This is a genomic window from Acidobacteriota bacterium (assembly GCA_018001935.1).
Classification (GTDB): domain Bacteria; phylum Acidobacteriota; class JAAYUB01; order JAAYUB01; family JAAYUB01; genus JAGNHB01.
In genome coordinates this window covers 1-21000 of sequence record JAGNHB010000027.1, presented here as the reverse complement: position 1 = coordinate 21000, position 21000 = coordinate 1, and the positions used below count along the sequence as shown (strand labels likewise).

Sequence of the window (21000 nt, the reverse complement as noted above, 5' to 3'; positions counted from 1 at the left end):
AAAAGACTTTTTGCGGGGGCGTCAGGATTTCATGGGGGAACAGCACGCGGTGAGGAGGGTTCGTTGGACCGGGAGACGTTGAAAATTCTCTTCTACCTCGGGGAACTCCTCTTCGCGCTTGGCCTGATCTGCGTTCTGCTGTACTTCCGGCGGCGGAGCCGGCGCCTTCTCGAGGCCTCCTGGCGGGGCTTCGCCCTGCGACGGGGGTTGTCCTTCGCCCGGTCGGAGCGGCCGTACGGGATGACCCTGGCCGGTTGCTTCGAGGGCGTGCCCGTCACGGTGAAGCTCGAGCGGATCGGGATCCGGCACGAGGTGCTCCAACCCGTTTACGAGGCCCCTTTTTCCGTGTTCTGGCCGGAAGGGGTCGAGGTCCACTCCCGGAAGAAAGGCTGGCAATACGCCTACCAGGCCCCCAGGGCGGGGGACCCCGCGGTGGACGAGTTGATGGTCTTCAAGGCCCCGGATCCCCGGGTCGTTCCCTGGCTCGTGGCGAACGCCGGGGTGCGGCAGGCCCTCGTCGCTTTCTTCGCCGGAGAGGGGAAAACGCAGCGCAAGGTCAGCTCCGGCGGGGCCCGCATCCAGGACATCCCCGAGGTCCGGGACCCCGCGAGGCTGACGGCGCAGCTCGAGGCCCTGGCGGCCTTCGTCCGGGCCGTGAACGCCGCCGGGGCGCGAGGAGGATAGACGTTCCGACGCAAATCGTTGTCATTTGAGGCCGGATGGTACGGCCGTTGTTCAGCGGGGCGGCGGGGCCGCCGTCCTCCGGCCGGAAGCGAGCCGGAGCCGCGCGCGTAAACCTGCGGTGAGAAGTTCCAGTTCTTACCGCTCCCTGACGGTCGCGGCTCCGATTTGAGAGTGGGGAGGCTTTTGGCACGGTTCGAGGTTCACTTCCGGCTGTCTGGTCTGGAGATCCGTCTGGTCTGAACATTTTGCCCCGGAGGACTCGTTGGACAGGGATACGGCCAGGATTCTCTTTTATCTCGGGGAATTCGTCCTCGTGTTCGGAATCGTGGTCGTGTTGTTCCTCTTCCGGCGGAAAGGCCGGAACCGCCTCGCGGCGTCCTGGCAGGCCTTCGCCCTTCGCCGGGGGTTCTCCTTCACCCGGGAGAAACCGCTGGACGTCATGACCCTGGCCGGCACCTTCGAGGGCGTGCCCGTGACGATTCGCCTGGTCCGGACGGGGACCCGGGGGTTGGCCTCCGACCCGGTCTTCGAGGCCCCCCTGTCGGTTTTCTGGCCCGAGGGGCTCGAGGTTCACTCCCGCCGGTGCGGGTGGCCGTATGCCTACCACGCACCCCGGACGGGGGACCCCGAGGTCGAGAAACACATGGTTTTCAGGGCGCCGGACCCCCGGGCCGTCCCCTGGCTGCTGGCGAACCCGGCCGTCCGCGAGGCCCTCCTCGTGTTCTTCGCCGGCGAAGGGAAGACCCGACGCATCGTCCGCGCCCGGGGGGCCTCCATCCAGGAACGCCCCATGGTGAGCGACCCCGCGCTCCTGACGGCGCAGCTCGAGGCCCTGGCGGCCTTCGTCCGGGCCGTGAACGCCGCCGGGGCGCCCGACCGCCGTTGAGGGCGACTCCTTCATTCCCCGCGGCGGGTGCGGTCTTCCGTTGCGGGCGTGGCGTCTTGGCGGGAGTCGATCCGGATCGTGATCTCGTCAAGGCGCCAGGACTCGTGTTTTCCGAGTATTTCGGGGTTCCTTTTCCGGTTTGGGGTCTCCGGGATGGAAGAAAAGAGGGAAACCGGCAGGCCTTCGGATTGACGAGACCGTCCAAAATTGGCTATAATGTCGATTCATCAGGACAGGGATGGGGAGGACATCGACATGCGGGTGATCAAGGCGACGGAAATGCGGAAGCACCTGGGGCGGTGCCTCGACCTGGCTGGGCGCGAGGCCCTGATCGTGGAGCGGAAGGGTCGTCCCGTCGTCGTGGTGATCGCCCTGCAGGAGTACGAGCGCCTCCGGCGCATCGAGGACGCGGAGTGGACGCGGCGGGCCGCCGAGGCGGACGTGGAGGGCTACCTGGGGGAGAAGGAATCGGCCGCGATCCTCCGCGGGGAAGCCTGATGCGAAAGATCTTCCTCTCCCGCCAGGCGGGCGTCGCCCTGCGGCAGCTTCCCCCGGGTTTGTTCCAGGCCCTCTCGGACCGGGTGCGCGGGCTCGCCGAGGACCCCGAGCCCGCGGACGCCGACTGTCGCGAGGGGTCGCCCTTCCGCCGGCTCGACTGCGGGGACCAGCGGGTCGTCTACCGGGCCGACGCGAAAGTTCTCAAGGTGGTTTTCGTCGGGAAACGCGACGACGGGGAGGACCGGCCCGACCTCGACGACAAGTGGTGACGCGCGGCCCCCGCCGCGGGTGGCCGCGTTTCCGCACGGTGAAGGGCCCGGCCCGGCTTCCCGTCGAAAAGTCAAAAGGCCTCCGAAAGTTCGGAGGCCTTGAATTCTGGTTGCGGGGGCAGGATTTGAACCTGCGACCTACGGGTTATGAGCCCGTCGAGCTACCGGACTGCTCCACCCCGCGACAAGAGAACCATATTAGTCATGCCTGCGGGGGATGTCAAGACTTTTTTGCATCCCTCCCCCGAGTTTTTAGAGCCTCTTGTCCGACATCCCCATAAAAGTGCCATCGCCCTCCGGGCGATGGCTCAAACAAATGCACTGCAAACACTTTCCCGTTCGATTCCCGTTGTTTTTTGGGGTTCATTCGCGGGGTTCGCGGGCGAAGACGACGTTTCGCGGGGTCTTCGCACTTGTCGAAAACCCGCGAAAAGAACCGGTTGACAAAGGGTGCCCGGTGGTGAAGAATCTCCCCCGACACCGGGGCGGGACGATGGGGCTTCCCGACCACGGCTACCGAAATCCCGCCCCGTGAAGGAGTTCCCCGAATGCGCGCCCTGATCCTGGCGGCGGGTCTGGCCACCCGCCTGGCCCCCCTGAGCGACACGGTCCCCAAGGCCGCGCTGCCGGTCCTCAACCGGCCCCTCCTGCACCACGTGCTGGACTGGCTGGGGCGTTGCGGCCTCCGGGAGGCGGCCGTCAACCTTCACCACCTGCCGGAGGAGGTCCGCCGGGTGGCCCGTCAGTACGACCGGCCCGGCTGGACGCTCCGGTACTCGGACGAGCGGGCGCGGATCCTCCTGACCGCCGGGGCCCTCGCGCCCCTCCGAAACTACTTCGAGGGGAAGGGCACCTTCGTCCTGGTGAACGGGAAGATCGTCACCGACCTCGACCTGGGGCCGGCCCTGCAGTTCCACCGGAAAAACGGCTGCCTGGCCACGCTGGTCACCGTTCCCAACACCACGGGCGAACCCTTTTCCCACGTGCGGTCCACCCCCGGGGGGATGTTCGACGGCGTGATGCACTGGGCCGACGCCGTGGGCCAGAACCTGGAACCGCGGGTTTTCACCGGGATCCACCTGATCGAGCCCGAAATCCTCCGCCACGTCGCCCCGGGGGTCCCGTCCGACACCGTGCGGGACCTTTACCCCGCCCTGCGGGCCCAGGGGATTCCCGTGGGCGTTTTCTGCGGCGACGGCCTGTGGATGGAGTTCTCCACCCCGGAACGCTACCTGCGCAACACCATCGACCTGCTGCGGATGGTGTCGGGGGACGGCGCCCACCTGGATTTCCCCGTCGCCATGGGGACGGGGGGGCGGATGCCCGGCTCCGCGAACGGGAATTGGCGCTGGCCCCAGGGCTTCTGCTGTGCGGGCCGGGAACCCGGTATCGGCAACATCTTTCTGAAGCGGTCCGTCCTCGGCCCCGGCGCCGAACTGGAGGAGGGAGCCGCCGTCTCGGAGTCCATCTTCCACGGCGAGAACCGGGTCAACCGGAACGCCGTGGTGCAGAACTGCATCCTGGGCCGGTGGGTGAACGTCCCCCCGGGGAAGACCTGGCGGAACCTGATGGTGACCACGGGGTCGGGGCGGGGACGGGAGGGGTTGGTGAAGACCCCGCTCCGCCTGGACGCCCCCGTGCCCGGGCTTCCCGAGGGCGCCGAACGGGAGGGGCGGTGATCGGCCCCGGCGGCGGGAGTCCCGCGGGCCGCCTGCTCCTGGTGGGGGGGGCGGAGGACCGGCGTTACCAGAAGGTGGTCCTCCGGCGGGTCGTGGCGGAGGCCGGCCCCGGGGGGATCCTGGTGGTCCCCGCGGCCAGCAGCCGGCCCGAGACGACGGCCCGGGAGTACGAGGACGCGTTCGGCGGCCTGGGGGCGGGCGCCGTGGGCTCCTTCCACGTCGTTTGCCGGGAGGACGCCGAGTCCCCCGCGGCCGCCGACGCGGTGGGCGCCGCCGGGTTGGTGTTCTTCACCGGGGGGGACCAGGTGAAACTGGTCGGGCTTCTCGAGGGGACCCGGTTGATGGCGGAGGTCCGTCGGCGCTTCGGCGAGGGCCTGGCCGTGGCGGGGACCAGCGCTGGGGCCATGGCCTGCGCCGACCCCATGCTCTTCGACGGCGACCGGGACGGCCTGACGAAAGGCGTGATCGGCACGGCGCCGGGGTTCGGGTTCGTGCGGGGGATCGCCGTCGATTCCCACTTCCTCCAGCGGTACCGCCTTCTTCGCCTGACGCAGTTCCTCAGCGCCGGCCACGCCGCCCGCGCCATCGGCCTTCCCGAGGACGGGGGCGTCCTCCTGACCCCCGACGGCGTCCTGGAAGCCCTGGGGGAGGGGCCCGTCACCGTCCTGTCCAGGTCCCCCCGCTTCGAGACCGACTACGCCGAGCGCGAAGACCGTCAACCCATCTCCGCCACCGGTCTCGAGATCGGCTTCCTCTCCCCCGGGGCGAAATTCGACACCGTGGCGTGGGCGCGGAAGGGCTGAGGCGGATGCGCGAGGGGGACGAGGGGAGGCGGAAGGGGATAAGGGGAGGGGAACCGGCTGGAATCAGAGCCGCTCACCCCGAAGGCGCGATCAACGCTATTTCCGGGATCTTCGTTTCGTTGTGTTGTGCCCCGTCACCCGAAACCCCAAGCCCGACATCCGGCATCTGGAATCTGAAATTGGAATTTGAGATTCGAGATCAGAGATTCGATAACTGACACCCGACACCCGAAACCTTCTTCCCGCATCGAACTTTCGGGGGGGGCCAACGACATGGCAAGCGCAACCGAACTCTTCCGTACCCTTCTGACCGCCTTCTGGGAGAACCTGGCCCTCATGGCGCCCTACCTCCTCTTCGGCTTCGCCATGGCCGGCCTCCTGTCCGTTGTCGTCCCGACCGCTCTGGTGGAGCGTCACCTGGCGGGCAAGGGCTTCCTGCCGCCCCTGAAGGCGGCCCTCCTGAGCCTGCCCCTCCCCCTGTGCTCCTGCGGCGTCATCCCGGTGGCCGCCTCGCTCCGACGCCAGGGGGCGGGGAAGGGCGCCACGTCGGCCTTCCTCGTGGTGACGCCCCAGACCGGCGCCGACAACATCCTGGCCACCTACAGCCTCCTGGGGCCGCTCTTTGCGGTTTTCACCCCGGTGGCCACCTTCCTGAGCGGCCTCGCGGGTGGGTGGGCGGTGACCCTGGCCGACCGTGACCCCGCCTCCGCCCCTCCCCTCACGAAACCGGCGGGGAGGGAGAACGGGAACGTCCTGACGCGGGCCCTTCGCCACGGCTTCGTGACCCTCCCGGCGGACGTCGGTAAAACGCTTCTGGTCGGGCTGATCCTGGCGGGGTTCATCAGCGCCGTCATCCCCGAGAACTTCTTCGAACGGTTCCCCGGCGGCGGCGGCGGGATCGGGACCATGCTGCTGACGATGCTGGCGGGAATCCCCATGTACGTTTGCGCCACCGCCTCGATCCCCATCGCGGCGGCCCTGGTCGCCAAGGGCCTCTCGCCCGGCGCCGCCCTGGTCTTTCTCATCACGGGGCCGGTGACCAACGGTGCGGCCTTCGCCGCGATCTTCAGGCTCCTGGGGCGGCGGGCGGGGCTGGTCCACCTCGCGTCCATCGCCGTCAGCGCCCTGGCCATGGGGGTCCTGATCGACCACCTCTTCCCGGCGGGCCTGATCGCCGCCCAGGTTCGGGACCGATCCCCCGCCTGCCACGTGGAGAGCGGGGGGGAGTGGCTGTCCGTCGCATGGGCCGTGGGTCTGCTCGTGGTCCTCGCCTTGGCGATGCGGCCGGCCGGGCGCCCGGGCCGGGCGGCGAAGGCGGGCCCGGGGCGGACCCCGCCCGGCGGAGCGCCCTTGGACGAGGCCCCCGGGGTCGGGGCGGGCGAAGCCCTCGGGGAAGGGGTGACCACCGTGCACTGGCGGGTGCACGGCATGACCTGCGCCCACTGCACGGCGGGGGTGAAAGCGGCGCTCTCGACGTGCCTGGGGGTGAGGGCGGTGGCCGTGGACCTGGCGGGGCGGAGGGTGTCGGTAACGGGCCGGGACCTGGACCCCGTCGCCCTCGAGGAGGCCCTCCGCCAGGCCGGTTTCCCGGCGGAGCGCACGGGGCCCGACCCCGGGGGGCCCTCCCCCTGAGGACCACCGCACGGTCACCGGGCCGAAGACCCGCCGTGCCCCTTGAATCGGGAACCCCCTTTTCTTCACCGCCGTGCTGTGATATTCTCGGGTTGGCTTTACAGGATGGTCTCGTAAAAAGTGCCATCGACCTTCAGGCGATGGCGCGAGCCAAGGGGTTACAGACCAGTTTTCGTCCGTTCCCGGACTTTTGGGGAGATCGTCAAACCAGGATTTCCCCGGCGCCGACGCGGCCGGCCGGACTTTCCGTTCGGCCGTGGTCGGCGGGAAGGCGCCGTCACCGACACCGGGGCAGGCGCCCGCGCAAGACGACGGCAGGAGGGCAACCATGGAGAACGTCAAGCAAGCCATCCTCGTGTCCACAACGGACCCGACGGAGCTGGTCCTCATCCGGCAGTGGGTCGGCGCGGGGCGGGACGTCCTGGCGGTGTCCGGCACCAGCGAACTGCTGGAGTACTGCCGGTCCGGACGGGTCGATCTCTTCCTGATGGACCCGGAGGTGCCCGGGATGGGGGGCTACGAGGCCTGCCGGAAGCTCAAGGCCGACCCCCGCGGCAAGTCCGTCCCCGTCCTGGTGATTCTTCCCGGCGGGACGGACTGGACCCCCGGCCTGGAGGTCGGGGCCCACGACATCGTGGAGCGCCCCTTCAACCCGCCGCTGCTCAAGGCGCGGGTGCAGAACTGCCTGGAACTGAAGCACTACCGGGACTACGTGGACAACCTCTCCCTCACCGACCCCCTGACAGGCCTCGCCAACCGCCGGCGCTTCGACGAGTACCTGGACGGCGAGTGGCGGCGGGGCATCCGCAACCGCAAACCCCTGTCCCTGATCCTCATCGACCTGGATTTCTTCCGGGCCTACAACGAATTCCACGGCCGGCTCGCGGGCGACGAGTGCCTGCGGCAGTTCACCCAGGTGCTGACGGGGACGGTTCACCGGCCGGGGGACCTGGTCGCCCGCTACGGCGGCGAGGAGTTCGGCTGCATCCTTCCGGAGACCGACGTGGTGGGGGCCCTCCAGGTGGCCTCCTGGATCGAGCAGCGCCTCTTCGCCCTGCGCATCCCCCACGGGGCCTCGAAGCTCACGGACCACGTCACCGTGAGCATGGGCATCGCCTCCGCCATCCCCTCCTACGAGCAGGAGCCGGCCGAACTGGCGGAGCAGGCCGAGTACTTCCTGATCCAGGCCAAGCAGAACGGCCGCAACCGCATCGAGACCGCCCTCCCCGACAAAGACCTCCCCAACCGTCACGAACGCTGACCCGGCCCCGAACCGGCCGCGAACGCGGATCCCGCGGATCGTCGTGAACCGGAACCTCACCCATGAAATGCCCCCCCCGAACCCCGTCAGGGGCTCAATTTGTGTAGAACCGGCCGCCCCCACGCGCCCCGAACCCATGGCGTTCTCAGACGAACCTCGCGGAGCGTTTTATTCATGGGCGCCCTACCGGTGGGAGCACCGCCTGTCGGCGGAGCACCCGCCGTCTGATCTCCGGTATCCCTGCGGGATACTCTGGAACGATTCGTGGTTGAAATCCTCACGATTGCCGGTAGTTCACCCCGCGGGCGGCCATCTCGCGGATGAAGGCGTCACCGGGGACGACGAGTTCCTGGAACAGTGTGCCCCGCTGGGGGATCTGCCCCCGCACCAGCATCAGCATCACCACGGTCTCGGCGAAGGCGGTGGTCCGGGCCATGGCGGAGAGCCCCGTGGCCTCGTCGTGGTGATCCACCAGTTCGAAGGTCACCGTCGCGGGCTTCCCGTCCCGGACGCCCTCGACCCAGACCCGGGCCAGGATGACGTCCGGCCCCTCCTCGGCCAGGGTTTCGGCCATGCAGTGCTCCAGGACCGCCCGGGGGGACACCGGGTTGCCGTCGATGTAGACGGGCCGGCTCTCGGTCAACCCCAGGAACTTCAGCACGCGGATGGCCTCGCAGTGGCCCGGGTAGCGGATGGTCTTGTAGTCGAGGTTCTTCACCTGGAACTCGAAGGTCTTGACGAGGGTGGACGTTCCCCCCGAGGTGACGAAGGCTTCGAGCGACTCGAAGGGCGGGGGGAAGGCGAGGGTCTCCAGCTCGCCCAGGGACTCGATTTCGGTGATCCGGCCGTCCCGGATGGCGCGGGCCGGCTCGATGTACTCGTTGATGAGCCCGTTGACGGAGAAGACCAGCTTGTAGTTCAGGGGAGGGCGGGGGTCGCGGGGCAGCCCGCCCACGCGCATGTGGACGTTTATCGCCTTGTCCATGAGCGAAATGCCGTACCCGGCCAGGATGCTGACGGTGCCCGGGGCCAGGCCGCAGTCGGGGATCACGGCCACGCCGGCCGCCCGGGCCTCCGCGTCGAGGGCAAACTGGCTGTCCACCACGTCGTTGTTGCCGCCCAGGTCGGTGAAGTGGCAGTGGTGGGCGATGGCCATGCGGGTGAGGGCAAGGTTGTAGCGGTAGGGCACGCAGCTGAGAAGGCCGTCGGAGTCGGCCAGGGCGCGGGAGAGGGCGGCCTCGGCGCCGGGGTCGTCCAGGTTCACGGCCAGCGGACGCAGCCGCGGGTCGCCGAAGCGGTCGGAGACGCGCATCAGGTGCTCCCTGCCCGCGTCCACCACGTACAGGGTTTCCAGGTCGTCCTGCCGGAGCAGGTCGTAAATGGCGCCCAGACCCATCATGCCGGCGCCGAAAACGGTCAGCTTCATCGTGTTCATCCTCCTGTGCGTTCGAATAAGGCGCAAAAAAAACCCTCCCCGGCCGTGGCCGAGGGGAAGGTCCGCAGGTGCCCCGCCGGCGTCGTCCACGCCCGGAAGCCCTCCCCGGGGTGGACCGGGCGGAACCGGTCGCCCCGGGACCCCCGGAAGCGTTCCACCACGTCCTCGTTCTCCTCCGGCTCGGCGGAGCAGGTCACGTAGGCCAGGACGCCGCCGGGCGCCGTCAGGGACGCCGCGGCCTCCAGGATGGCGGCCTGTAGGCGGGGGAGGCGCACGATCCGCTCCGGGGTGAGCTTCCACCGCAGGTCGGGGTTCCGGCGGAGGGTCCCCGTGCCGGAACAGGGGACGTCCGCGAGGACCAGGTCGAAAGCCCCCTCGCGGAAGGGCGGTTTGACCGCGTCCGCCGCCACGGGGCGGACGTTGCCGGCCCCGAGTTGCGCGCGACGGGCCTCGAGGGCCCGAAGGCGGGCGGGCGAGCGGTCGGCCGCCGTGACCCATGCCCCGGGGAAGCGCATCGCCAGGACAAAGGCCTTCCCGCCCGGCGCGGCGCAGAGATCCAGGACCCGGCGGTAGGGCCGGTCCGGGACGGCCAGGGCCGCCAGGGCCGCCCCGGCGTCCTGGAGGAAGCAGAGTCCCTCCGCGGCCAGGGACCGGGCGACGTCGTGGGGGGCCCGGGCCGACGCCCGGTCCGGGCCGGCGGCGATCTCCACCACCGGCAGCCGGCCGCCCGGTTGAGAGCCGCCCCCCGGGGCCGGGAAAAGTTCAGACGGCTCCCCGCCCTCCGCCCGCGCCCGGTCGAGGAACGCGGCGAGGGAGATCCGCGGGGTCCAGACCGTGACGTGGACGGGGGGCGTCCGGTTCGATTCCGCCATCCACCGCGACAGGTCGGCCTCGGGCCAGTGCCGGAGCCACCGTTCCACCAGCCACTCGGGGTGGCAGTGCGCCTCCGCGGGGCCTTCCGGCCGGGCGGGCGGGGCCGCCGCAACCTTGCGGAGCACCGCGTTGACGAAACCGGCGGCCCGGGGGCCTACGCGTCGCCGGGCGATCTTCACGCTCTCCGAGACCACGGCGTAGTCGGGGACCCGGTCCAGGAACCGGAGCTGGTAGGCGGCGGTCCGCAGCAGGGCCCTCAGCGGCGGGTCCATCCGGTCCAGCGGTTGGCGGAGGAAGGGGGCCAGGGCCGCGTCCAGCGCCGGGAGCCGCCGGAGCGTCCCCAGGACGATCTCGTGGGCCAGGCGTCGGTCGGCGGGGCCGAGGGCGTCGAGGGGGAGGTCCATCTCCTCGAAGCCGAAGGGCGCCTGCCCTTCCAGCGCCCGCTCCAGGAGGCCGGCGGCGGTCTCGCGGGCGGAAGGCGCGGCGTTCCAGGGCGTCACGGGGAGTCCCGGGAGGCGCTCAGCCGCGGCTGCGGATGGCGTTCTGCCGCATCTGCTGCTTCTGCTGGTTCTTGTCGGCCTGGTAGCGCTTCCACTGCTCGGGGGTGAAGATCTTCTGGAACGCGGCCTCGCATTCGAGATGGGCGGCGCGGGCCTCCCGGGCCAGGTCCAGCGAACCCTGGGCCTTCAGATCCTCCTTCGACTTTCCCTGCTGCTTGGCCGCCCGGAAGGCATCCATCAGGGTGATCATGGCCGCCACTTCGCGGGTCAGGAAGGGGACGCAGTCCTTCACCTGGGCGTCGGACAAGGCGTACGTCTTCTTGAGACGGGCCGCCATGCGGTCCCCGAGCACGTCCCTGAGCAGCCCCTTGCCTTCCGTCTTGAACTTCTCCCACGCCATCTTCTGGGACGGGGTGAGCACGCCCTCGAAAGCGGTCTGGAAATCGGTGAGCGCGGTCATCCCCTCCCGGATGCCGACGCGCCGGTCGGCCATCTGCTCGGACTGGAGCTTCTCGACGAGGGGCTCGATTTTCAGGACGAAGTCGTCCACGAAGATGGCCACCTTCTTGCGCTGGGCCTCGCTCAGGTTCAGGCGCGCCTTCCAGCCCTCCAGTTGCTTGAGGGCGTCGGGGCCCAGGGTCGGCGCGAGGTCCATCGCCGGGCAGGCGGCCACCGCGGCCAGGAGGAACGCCCCGGCGGCGAGGAGGCGGAGGGGATGGGACGGGCGGTGGGTTGAGTTCATCGGTATCCTCCTGTGGTTCTGAAGCGTTCATGAAGGCCCTCCCGGGCCCTCCGCGACCGCCCCGCAGCGTGCACGACCCTGTGCCGGGCCCCGGCCCGGCGGAGGCTCAGTGCGTGCGCCGGGGAGGCTGCTCCTCCTCGTCCTCGTCCAGGTCGTCTTCATCCAAGGCGTCGTCGTCCTCGCCGAGACCCCAATCGGACTGCAGGGTCTGCACCGCCTCCAGGGCCGCCTCGCGGATATCCTCGTCCGGGGAGTCGAGAAAGGGGTCCAATTCAATGGCGAACTCGGGGTGTTCGAAGTTGGACACGGCCTCCAGGGCGGTCAGGAGCAGCATCTTGTCGGTCTTCGGGTCGGCGAGGATCGCCCGGATGCGGGGCCAGGCCTCCTCCACCGCCTGCTCGCCGGCGGCCCGGACGGCGTGATGGAGGATCCAGGGGTTGTCGCTGTGGAGCGCCTCGAGGATCTGCGTATCGAATCCCTGGACGTAGCCCATGCAGAAGACCGCCGTGAGCTTCCACTCCTCGTCGTCTTTGCCCCAGCACTCCCGGACCGCGTCGGTGTGCCAGTCCTGGATGGCGCGCACCGAGGCCTCCAGGCAGCGCCGCCGGACGAGGTCGGGCTCCGCGGGGTCCCGGAACGTCTTCTGCAAGGCCTGCTTCAACTTGTGGTAGAGGACGTCGGAGACCGGCGGCTCGTCGTACTCGGTGCGGCCGCAGATCTCCAGCTCGTCCATGGACTGGAGGGCGGGGCCCATGGAGATGGCGGCCGCCGCCCGGACGACCTCCGGTTCGGACCGGTCGCACAGGATGGCCAGCAGCCGGTTGCCGATCTCGTCGTCCATGACGCACAGGTCCCCCGCCAGTTCGGTGGCGAGGACCCGGTCGTCCTCGTCGGCGCGGCGGTTTTCCATGGTGTTTTTCAGGGTTTTCGCGGCGTCCGGGGGCCACTCCCACGGGGGGGTGTTGTCCAGGATCTCGAGCGGTTTCATACGTTCCTCCGTTAGGGGCAGGTGTGAGCGGCCAGGGCGCCGGGTGTCCGGGGTGCCCGGACAGCGGGGCCCCCGTGCATCCAGATACGGCAGGGGGCCCGGCCCGGTTCCCGCCCTGGACCGATTCACGCATCATAGAGGCAAACCGGGCGAGGGTCAAGCAGGGAAAAACCTGTTGACTTCCCCGGGCCGGGGGATACAATACGCTCTTTCGCGCGGGGCGTTAGCTCAGTTGGCAGAGCAACGGCCTTTTAAGCCGTGGGTCGAAGGTTCGAATCCTTCACGCCTCACCAGTAATCAAGGGCTTGCAAACACTTGCAAGCCCTGTGCTTTTTCCGGAACTTCGCCCGGTGAAAGCGGCCGCGACAGGCCGCCGGAACCGGCAAGCTGCCGGTCGGAACGCAGCGGCTCAAGCGCTCAATCCACCCCCCGCACCGGCAACGTGAACTTGAAGATGTTGCCCTGGGCGGGGTCGCCCTCCACCCAGATCTCGCCGCCGTAGTGGCGGACGATCTCCCGGCAGACGGCCAGGCCCAGGCCGGTGCCCCGGCGGACCTTCTCCAGGGTGTCGCCCAGCTGGCTGAACTTGTCGAAGAGCTTGTCGCGGTGCTCCTCGGGGATCCCCGGCCCCGTGTCCTCCAGGGCGATCTCCACCGCCCCGTCCCCGCGCCGCCGCCCGCTGAGCCGGACGTGGCCCTCCTGGGTGTAGCGGGCGCTGTTGTCCAGGAGCGCCGACAGGACGTGGAGGATGCGGTCCTCGTCCACCCGGACGACCCCCAGGTCGGCGCCGCACTCGTAGCGCAGCTCGATCCCCTCCGTGGCGGGGAAGAAGCCCCGGGCCAGCTTGACGGCCTTGGCCAGGATCTCCGACACCGGGTGGTCCTCGTCCCGCCACACCACCTTCCCGGTCTCGATCTTCACCAGTTCCAGTTCGTCGCTGATCAGGCGGGTGAGGCGCTCGCCCTCCTGGATGACGATGCGGAGGTTCTCGTGGATGCGCCGGATCCGCCAGCGGTTCTTCTCCTCGTCGCCGCCGGGTTCGACCTGTTCGCAGACCTTGTGGACGTCCTTCTCGATCAGGTGGGCGAAGCCCAGGACGGAGGTGATGGGGGTCCGCACCTCGTGGGCCATGGCGGCGAGGAAGCTGGTCTTGAGTTCCTCCAGCTCCTTGATTTCCCGGTAGGCCCGGTCGATCTGGGCGTTCTTCTCCGCCAGGGCGCGGTTCTGCTCTTCCAGCGAGAGGTTGGCCTCCCGGAGTTCCCGGGTCTTCTGCTCCACATTTTGCTGAAGGGTCTTCTCCCGGGTCACGAGGGACCGCAACCGCCACCCGATGGACAGCCCGATGACCAGGGCGGCGCCGAGGAGGCAGAGGGCCCAGAACCAGAGGGTCTGGTGGAAGAACGGCCGGACCTCGACCCGGAGGGCCTCCCCTCTCGGGCTCCAGACCCCGTCGTTGTTGCACGCCATGACGCGGAAGGTGTAGCGGCCCGGCCCCAGATTGGTGTAGTTGGCCGTCCGCCGCGTCCCGGCCTCGACCCAGGCCGTGTCGTTGCCTTCCAGCAGGTACCGGAAACGCACCCGCTCCGGGGCGACGAAACTCAGGGCGGCGAAGCGGAACTCGATGCGGCGCAGGCCCGGCCCCACCACGATCGTCTCCGGTTGAGGGGCCCCGGCGGAGCCCTCGGCCCCGAACACGTTGAAGGGGGCGGGGTGGTCGGCGTCGTCGACGGTGACCTGGGAGATCCGGATGGGGGGGGCTTCCCGGTTGATGACGAAGTGCGCCGGGTCGATCATGGCGACGCCCTTGAGGGTGCAGAACCAGAGCCTGCCGTCCCGGCTGCGGAGGGACCGGGACAGGGACGTGCACTCGTTGACCTTCATCCCGTCGGATTTCCCGAAGGCCATGCAGCCGATGCGTTTCTCCCGGCCGTCCAGGTAGCCGTCGAGGCTTTTCTTCTCCACCCGGAAGACGCCCGTGGGGCTGGTCATCCAGAAAAAGCCCAGCCCGTCGTCGAGGACCTGGAAAATCACGCTGCCCGGGAGGCCGTCGGACTCCCGAACGGAGCGGAAGGCCCCGCCGCGGTACCGGGTGAGCCCGTTGTTGGTCCCGATCCACAGCGTGCCGTCGGGGTCCTGGTGCATCCGCGTCACCACGTTGCTGGCCAGGCCGTTGCGGGTGGTGAAGTTGAGCATCCCCCCGGCGGCGTAGCGGAACAGCCCGCCCCCGCTGGTTCCGATCCAGATAGCGCCGTCCCGGTCCTCCAGGAGGGAGAGGATGAACTCGCTGGTGAGCCCCTGCCGGGCGCCGATGACCTCGATCCCCTGGTCGGAGATGCGGCTCAGGCCGAACCGTGTGCCGGCCCAGACGGCGCCGGAACGGTCTTCCAGGAGGACGCGCACCAGGTCGTCGGACAGGCCCTCCTTCTTGGTGAGGGTCCGGGGTGCGCCGTCCGACAACTGGACCAGCCCCAGGTGGGTGGCCACCCAGGTCCGCCCCTTGCGGTCCGTCAGGATGTCCCGGACCTTGCCGACCCTGGCCGGGTAGGGGGCGGCGGCGCCCCCCGTCAGCCGGTCCAGCCCGCTCTCGGTCCCGACGAGGATCTCGCCGTTCGCCGTTTCGCCCACGGCGTGGACCAGGTCCTCGGACAAGCCCTCCCCGGTGGTCCAGGTGAGGAACTTCCCGTTGCTGAGGCAGGAGAGGCCCGCATAGTACGTGGCGAGCCAGAGGTTGCCTTCCCGGTCGTTGCAGAAGTGCCGCAACCGGGCGGTGCGGCTGTCCTTCGACCACTCGACGAAGCCGCCCTTGCCGAGCCGGGTGATGCCGTCGTCGCAGCCGACCCACAGCGTGCCCCGGGAGTCGATGCTCAGGGCGCGGACCACGTGGGGCTGTCCGTCCGGCCACCCCGTGAAGGCGCGGAGGGTCCCGTCCCGGTTGTGGAAGAGCCCCCCGTCGGCCCCCGCGACCCAGACCGTCCCGTCGGGCGTCTGGGCGAAAGCGGTCACCTGAAGGGCCTCCCCGGCCTTTTCCGCGGGGGGGGTGACGAGGCGCCCCTCCAGGGTCAGCACCCGGATCCCCTCGCGGAAAGTCCCGATCCAGAGGTCACCCCGGGCATCCTCGAACATCTCGGTGATCTCGTGCCCCCGGAACGCGCTCAGGCATTCGAACCGGTCCTCCGCCGGCAGCTTCCGGCAGAGCCCCCGCGAGCAGCCCACCCAGAGGGTCCCCCGCCGGCCCCGGAAAACGGTGCGGACCGAGTTGTCGGCCAGCCCGTCGGCGTCGGTGAAGATGCGGAAGACGCCGTGCCGGAGCCGGTAGAGGCCGCCGCCGTCGTTGGCGGCCCAGAGGGTGCCGTCCGCGTCCTCGCACAAACGGCAGAAGCTGCTGTGGCGGATCCCGGGGTGCGTCTTCTCGTTGAAGGGCTCGAAGGAAACGCCGTCGAACCGGGCCAGTCCGTTGTAGGTGGCCAGCCAGAGAAAACCGTTGCGGTCCTGGAGGACGTCCAGGACCTGGGGGGAGGGCAGGCCCTCCTCGGTGCCCCAGTTGCGGAGTATGTACTGGGACAGGGGTTTTTGGGGGTCCAGTGCCGGCGCCCACGTCCCGAAGAACACGCACACCCAGGCTCCGATGATCCACCGGGTGGCGTTCATGGCAGTGTCCTGCACCGATCGGTGTTGAGCGCAGCGGTGAACATGGGGCGAGAATAGACCCGTCCGGAACAGAAAGTCAACGGCGATTTCAACGCCTGCGTTGAGAGGTTACAGCCCCAGGCAAGGACCAGAAGCCCCTGGCGGAAAAATGCAACATCTCCCGGTGGTTTTGCGCGCGTTTCGTCGGCGATGCCGAGACCGATCACGGTATCGAGCATGGTACCGATACCGATAGCGATACCGATAGCGATACCGATAGCGATACCGATACCGATTCCGATTCCGATTCCGATTCCGATTCCGATAATGGGGGTTATGGGGTGGGAAAGGGGGCGGGGGGGACCTCCAGCAGCGCGATGCCCGAGCGGGGGTCCTGGAATCGGAGGAGGAGGTTCCGGTTGGCGAAGGACACGAAACGGTTGGCCTTCCGGTGGAGGGTCCCGCCGACGTCGGCCTCGATGGAGTTGACGCGGAGGTCGAAGAGAACGTGGCGGATCCCCACCGCCCGGAGCCGCCGGAGGGTGACGGCGTCCGAGGCGCCGGCGTCCAGGCGATTGAAGAGGTCCAGGTAGCTGTCCTCCACCATCCGCCGGTGGGCGTCCCGGACGAAGTAGGGCACCAGCGTCCCGATCCGCAGGACGCGGGTGGGCGCGGGCGAGGCGTCGAGGATCTCCGCGGCCTGCCGGGCCCCGGGGATCACCTCGTCGGTGAAGTCGTCCGGCGTGAGGTCGCCTGCCGCATAGCGAAGCACCACCGGGGGGCACGCCTTATCCGCCTGCAGCATCACGTGCGCTCCGAGGGAGACCACGGCGGCGGCCGCCGCCAGGGCGCCGAACCATCGGGGCCTCCCGGTTTCCCCCAGGAAGAGGGCGACGCCCAGGGCGAGCGGGACGAAGCCGGGAAGTGCGTACCAGGGGATGCACATCCCGCCGGCCGCCCAGGCGACCCAGTAGACCAGGGCCGTCACCGTCAGCCACCGGGCGTGCCGGCTCCAGTCCCGCCACCGATGAAGGAGCAGGGAAACCGGGAGGAAGGCCAGGAAGAGGTACCCGATCCCCACGAAGAGGTCGTTGAGCCCGACGTTCATGCTCAGGTTCCAGGGCAGGAGGAAACGCCGCCAGCCGCGGTTCGGCGCCTCGTAGCGCTCCATCTCCTCCCCGATGCCGGTGGCGGCCGGGCCTCCCCCCGGGGAGAGCCCCGCGGCCCGCCAGTCGGCGTCCCGAAGTTCAGCCGGGGCCCGGCTGGTGATCCATTCCACCGCGGAGGACGGCCGCCGCCAGCCCCGGGTGGAGACGTTGTAGAGAAACCAGGGGGCCACGGACAGAAGGAATAGCCCCGCCGCCGCGGACCAGACGGCGAGTGCCCGTCCCCGCGGGGGCCGGACCCTGGGCCAGCGTATCGCCGCCCCCGCGGTCAGCGCGCCCAGCAGGAAGACCGCGGTGAGCTTCATGGCGAGAGCCGTACCGGCCAGCCCCGCCGCGAGGGCCAGCCAGGCGGGAGGGGCGGCGCCCTCGGCCCGCTCGGCCAGCGCCCGCCAGGCCATGACCGCCACGAAACAGAACATCAGGTCGATCTTGAGGTCGAAGTCGGAGAGCTGCCCCACCATCGGCAGCGTGTAAAAGACGGCCGCGGCGACGACCCCTTCCCGAAGGGTCCAGAAGCGCCGGGCGAAGCCGAGGACGGCCAGGACGGTGAGCACCCCGCCGGACCAACTGATCGCCATGGCCGGTGCGGACGAACCGGAGAAGAGGAAGCCCAGCCCGGTGAGGAGTTCGACGGGGAAGGGGAGGACCCCGGCCACCAGGGCATGGCTTTCGGCCATCAGGCGGGGGCGGAGCAGGTACCGGTTGAGGTCGTCGTAGCCCACCGGGATGGGGCGGAGGAGGTCGGCGGCGTTGAGGGCCGCCATGGCCAGCAGGAAGAGAAACACCACGAGGGGCAGGCCCCGGCCGCGGAGGACGAACGTCCAGCGAGCCGTCGCCGCCCGGCGCAGGAGGCCTGTTGTTTCCCGGAGCGCCGAGGCAAACACGACGGTCAGCAACACCAGGATCGCCTCCCACCGGTAGGCCCCGGCAGCCCCCAGCCCGAAGAGGGCGAGGGCAAGGGCCCCCAGTCCGGCGGCAACCCGGAACAGGAAGGCGTCGAGCGGGTCGTCCGGGAGGCGGTTCAGCCATCGAAGGGCGATGGCCCCGGCGGCGTGCGCGGCCAGGATGAAAAGGGTCACGGTGAGCACGAGCAGGGACAGTCGGACCGCGAAGAAGGCGTTGGCCAGGGGCCAGGTCTCTGCCTCCAGCGGGGGCAGGCCGGTGGCGGGGTCCGCCCGGAGGAAGCCCGTGACGTTGAGGACCGCCAGCACGGCCAGGAAAAAAACGGCGACGAAAGCGGGGATCCCAAGACAAATGGGCTCTTCCCACCGTTTTCCCAGCAGGAATCGCCGGGTGGCCGCCCAGGTGCCCGCGGCGAGGAAAATCGCCAGGATCGGCGCCAGGGCGCGCCCGAAGGCGTCAAGGTGCCACAGCGCCCCCAGTTGGATGGGGACCGCGCGCCCCCCCTCCGTCCAGACCCAGTGACGGTGGAGCCAGATCAGCGCTACCGCGAGGATCCACCCCCCTCCCAGAATGAAAGGCCAGGCGGGCCCGCGGCCGGTTTTCCCTTCCCGCGGCGCCCCCCCGGCCTCATTCCTCCGCATTCAGGTTCACCAGCATGAGGACCATGTCCACGGCGTTTATCCTCCCGTCGTTGTTCACGTCGGCCGCCGTGGGGTCCACCGGCACGGGTATGTTCGCCTCGCAGGCCACCAGGTGACCGAAATCGATGTCGAGGGTGTCGAAGAGGTCGTCGAAGTTCAGGTCGTTGATGTAGCTTCGGAAGAACACCCCGCTGCTGGTGGAGGCGTACACCCGGGAGGGCGCCCCCGGGTGCAGCGCGAGGGTGTAAACGATCCAGTCCCAGAGGCCGCCGTTGGACGACGCCCAGGTGTACCCCCCGTTGAGGGACCGGTAAATCCCGTTCGCCTCGGTGCCCGCATAGAGGGTCTGCGGGTACAGGGGGTTTATGGCGATGCTGGTGACGCTCAGGCCCTCCAGCCCGGTGCCTCGAGGCGCCCAGTGGCCCCCCCCGTCCTTGGTCCAGTAAACCCCGTCGTGTTCCATCCCGGCGAACAGGACCTTGTCGTGCGTGGGGTGAATGGCCAGGCAGAGGACACTCTTCCCTGTCAGGTCGTCGCCGGGTTCAGCCCAGTCCAGGCCGGCGTTCGTGGAGCAGAAGAAGGTCTGGCCGGAAGAATAATTGTACTTTTTCCCAATGTAGACCGTGCCGGCCGTGAACGGGGACGGGACCACGCCGCGGACCTCGTGCTGCCCGACCGAACCGTACCAGTGCTGGCCGCCGTCCGTGCCTCGGAAGAGGGAGTACCCGGTCGACATCACGTCCCGCCCCCCGGCGTACATCTTCGAGTTGTCCAGCGGGTCGTAGGCCAGGCAACGGAAGGAGGTCATCTCGTTCACTTCCGATTCCCACGTCGCCCCGCCGTCGGGCGAGTGAAAGACGAACCCCCCGTTGTTGCTCCCGGTCGCGACCCAGAGCGAGGGGGTTTCCCCGCCCGAGGTCGGGGTGACGGCGACGGCGCGGATCTCCTGGTTGTAGTTGTAGGGGATGACGGGTGTGCCGTCCCCGGTGACGGCCCAGGACCACGCCCGGTCCGCGCTGCGGAAGAGGTTTCCCTTATTGTCGCCGGCGTAGACCGCGTTCGGGAGCTGGACCTGGGTCCCCAGCCCGGGGATGGCGCGGGTGTCCATGCCGGCGACCGTCCACTTCCAGCTCGCCCCCCCGTTGGTGGATTGGCAGGTGGCACCGTTGGTCAGCCCGGCGAAGAGGGTCCCCTGAGGCCAGTCCGTCACGCTGGGGTCCGTGTACATGGCGAGGGAGCAGACGCCGCTCGTCCGGCCGATGCCCGAGTCCCGGGACGACCAGTTGGCGCCGCCGTCCGCGGTCCGGTAGAGCACGGGCAGCCCGTCCGCCGCCGCGCACCCCGCGTAGACGGTGTTGGCGTGCAGCGGGTCGGCGTAGAGGCTCAGCACGTCCCGGGAGGTCAGGCCCACCCACTCCCAGTGGGTCCCGCCGTCGGTGGTCCGGCGCACCCCGCGGGCGCCCCCCGCTTCCCCCTGTTCGAAGCCCACGTAGGCTTTATTGGCGTTCGTGGGGTCGAGGACGATGCATTTGACCCGGGACGTGTTGTCGCCGTCGATGACCTTGACCCAGCCCACGGCGGGGACTGACTTGTAGACCATCCCCCAGCTGTTGCCGACCCAGACGGTGTTCCGGTCCGCCGTTGTGGCCGCGATGGCCGTGATGGGGTGGGCGGGAAGGGTGTCGGTGACGTCGGTCCAGGTCCCGCCGCTGTTGCTGCTGGTGAAGAGCTTCCCCTGGGTGTTGCCGACCCACACGATCCGGATGGGGTAGGTCCCGACAGTCTCCAGCGTGCCGATGGCCGTGATGCAGTCCGTTCCCACGGCGGTGACGGGGTTCCAGTTGGTCCAGTCGATGGACTTGAACAGCCCCGCGATGGTCCCGGCCCAGACCGCGCTCCAGTTCCGGAAGGCGCCGACGCTGGTGACGTAGGTGGTGTCCAGGCCCGCGTTGCGCACGCCCCAGCTGCTGTAGGGGAGGCGGAGGAACATCCCGCCGCCCTGGGTCCCGGCCCAGACGCCTTCGCTTGCGGCGGGCACGCAGACGACCTGGGCGTTCTGGGCGGTTCCCATGGGACCATGACAGTCCCACTGGTTGTACTTCACGACAGCCGCCCTGGACGTTTCGGCAACAATCCAGCCCGTGCTGAGGAGGATCCCGACGCAGAGAAACCAAATCCGTTTCATGTTTTTACCTCTCTTCGACGGTCTTCCGACAGATGGATAATGGACAGACTTGCATCTATTTTACAACGGCTCGTCGGAAGAATCCAAGCGGTTATTCGGGTGGGCAGCGGTTTCGCATCATGAGGACAAGCAGGGCCAAAAGGGGCGCGGTGAGAGGTTTTGAAGCGTTTCAGAGACAGCCGGCATTCTTGTGCGAGGGGGGTGATAGAGCAAAAGCGGCGGTAAAGT

15 protein-coding genes and 2 tRNA genes are annotated in these 21000 nt (G+C 69.2%); 9 read left to right on the top strand and 8 right to left on the bottom strand.

The features are described from left to right. Positions 1-63 precede the first annotated feature (63 nt). The 4 genes from KA419_11575 (at position 64) to KA419_11560 (ending at position 2337) form a co-directional block, all read left to right on the top strand. Positions 64-684, top strand: a complete 621-nt coding sequence (locus KA419_11575) for a hypothetical protein (GenBank protein ID MBP7866579.1) — start codon at positions 64-66, stop codon at positions 682-684. A gap of 262 nt (positions 685-946) precedes the next feature. After that, positions 947-1570 carry a hypothetical protein gene (locus KA419_11570; protein ID MBP7866578.1) on the top strand — a complete coding sequence of 208 codons (624 nt, stop codon included), beginning with the start codon at positions 947-949 and terminating at the stop codon, positions 1568-1570. 255 nt (positions 1571-1825) lie between these two features. Continuing rightward, positions 1826-2068, top strand: coding sequence for a type II toxin-antitoxin system Phd/YefM family antitoxin (locus tag KA419_11565; protein ID MBP7866577.1), 243 nt, complete (start codon positions 1826-1828; stop codon positions 2066-2068). Next, the gene (locus KA419_11560) at positions 2068-2337 is read left to right on the top strand and encodes a type II toxin-antitoxin system RelE/ParE family toxin (protein ID MBP7866576.1); all 270 of its coding nucleotides are present in this window, start codon (positions 2068-2070) and stop codon (positions 2335-2337) included. Before KA419_11565 ends, KA419_11560 begins: the two co-directional genes overlap by 1 nt. A 107-nt stretch (positions 2338-2444) precedes the next feature. Here the strand turns inward: KA419_11560 and KA419_11555 are convergent. Then, positions 2445-2521, bottom strand: a tRNA-Met gene (locus tag KA419_11555). 364 nt (positions 2522-2885) lie between these two features. Here KA419_11555 and KA419_11550 point away from each other — a divergent pair. From KA419_11550 to KA419_11535, 4 genes are all read left to right on the top strand, one after another. Further along, positions 2886-4016 carry an NDP-sugar synthase gene (locus tag KA419_11550; protein MBP7866575.1) on the top strand — a complete coding sequence of 377 codons (1131 nt, stop codon included), beginning with the start codon at positions 2886-2888 and terminating at the stop codon, positions 4014-4016. Beyond that, positions 4013-4819, top strand: coding sequence for a cyanophycinase (locus KA419_11545; GenBank protein ID MBP7866574.1), 807 nt, complete (start codon positions 4013-4015; stop codon positions 4817-4819). The genes KA419_11550 and KA419_11545 overlap by 4 nt, the downstream gene beginning before the upstream one ends. 273 nt (positions 4820-5092) lie before the next feature. Continuing rightward, on the top strand, positions 5093-6451 hold the full coding sequence (locus KA419_11540; protein MBP7866573.1) for a permease: 1359 nt from the start codon (positions 5093-5095) through the stop codon (positions 6449-6451). A gap of 328 nt (positions 6452-6779) precedes the next feature. Further along, a complete protein-coding gene (locus tag KA419_11535; GenBank protein MBP7866572.1) occupies positions 6780-7712 on the top strand; it encodes a diguanylate cyclase in 933 nt (310 codons plus the stop codon). A gap of 277 nt (positions 7713-7989) precedes the next feature. On the opposite strand, the gene KA419_11530 is transcribed toward KA419_11535, so the two are convergent. The 4 genes from KA419_11530 to KA419_11515 form a co-directional block, all read right to left on the bottom strand. Further along, the gene (locus KA419_11530) at positions 7990-9138 is read right to left on the bottom strand and encodes a saccharopine dehydrogenase NADP-binding domain-containing protein (protein MBP7866571.1); all 1149 of its coding nucleotides are present in this window, start codon (positions 9136-9138) and stop codon (positions 7990-7992) included. A gap of 5 nt (positions 9139-9143) precedes the next feature. Beyond that, positions 9144-10520: a methyltransferase domain-containing protein gene (locus KA419_11525; protein ID MBP7866570.1), complete on the bottom strand. Its 1377-nt coding sequence runs from the start codon at positions 10518-10520 to the stop codon at positions 9144-9146. Between the two features lie 19 nt (positions 10521-10539). Then, complete coding sequence (locus KA419_11520) at positions 10540-11262, bottom strand: hypothetical protein (protein ID MBP7866569.1); 723 nt, start codon at positions 11260-11262, stop codon at positions 10540-10542. Between the two features lie 106 nt (positions 11263-11368). Continuing rightward, entirely contained in the window at positions 11369-12250 is an 882-nt protein-coding gene (locus KA419_11515) for a HEAT repeat domain-containing protein (protein MBP7866568.1), read from the bottom strand. 217 nt (positions 12251-12467) lie between these two features. Between KA419_11515 and KA419_11510 the strand changes: the two genes are divergently transcribed. Beyond that, positions 12468-12543 (top strand) — tRNA-Lys (locus KA419_11510). A gap of 124 nt (positions 12544-12667) precedes the next feature. On the opposite strand, the gene KA419_11505 is transcribed toward KA419_11510, so the two are convergent. The 3 genes from KA419_11505 to KA419_11495 form a co-directional block, all read right to left on the bottom strand. Then, positions 12668-15898: a hypothetical protein gene (locus tag KA419_11505; GenBank protein ID MBP7866567.1), complete on the bottom strand. Its 3231-nt coding sequence runs from the start codon at positions 15896-15898 to the stop codon at positions 12668-12670. Between the two features lie 313 nt (positions 15899-16211). After that, a complete protein-coding gene (locus tag KA419_11500; protein MBP7866566.1) occupies positions 16212-18587 on the bottom strand; it encodes a hypothetical protein in 2376 nt (791 codons plus the stop codon). Beyond that, positions 18574-20772, bottom strand: a complete 2199-nt coding sequence (locus KA419_11495) for a hypothetical protein (GenBank protein ID MBP7866565.1) — start codon at positions 20770-20772, stop codon at positions 18574-18576. The genes KA419_11500 and KA419_11495 overlap by 14 nt, the downstream gene beginning before the upstream one ends. Positions 20773-21000: the final 228 nt, after the last annotated feature.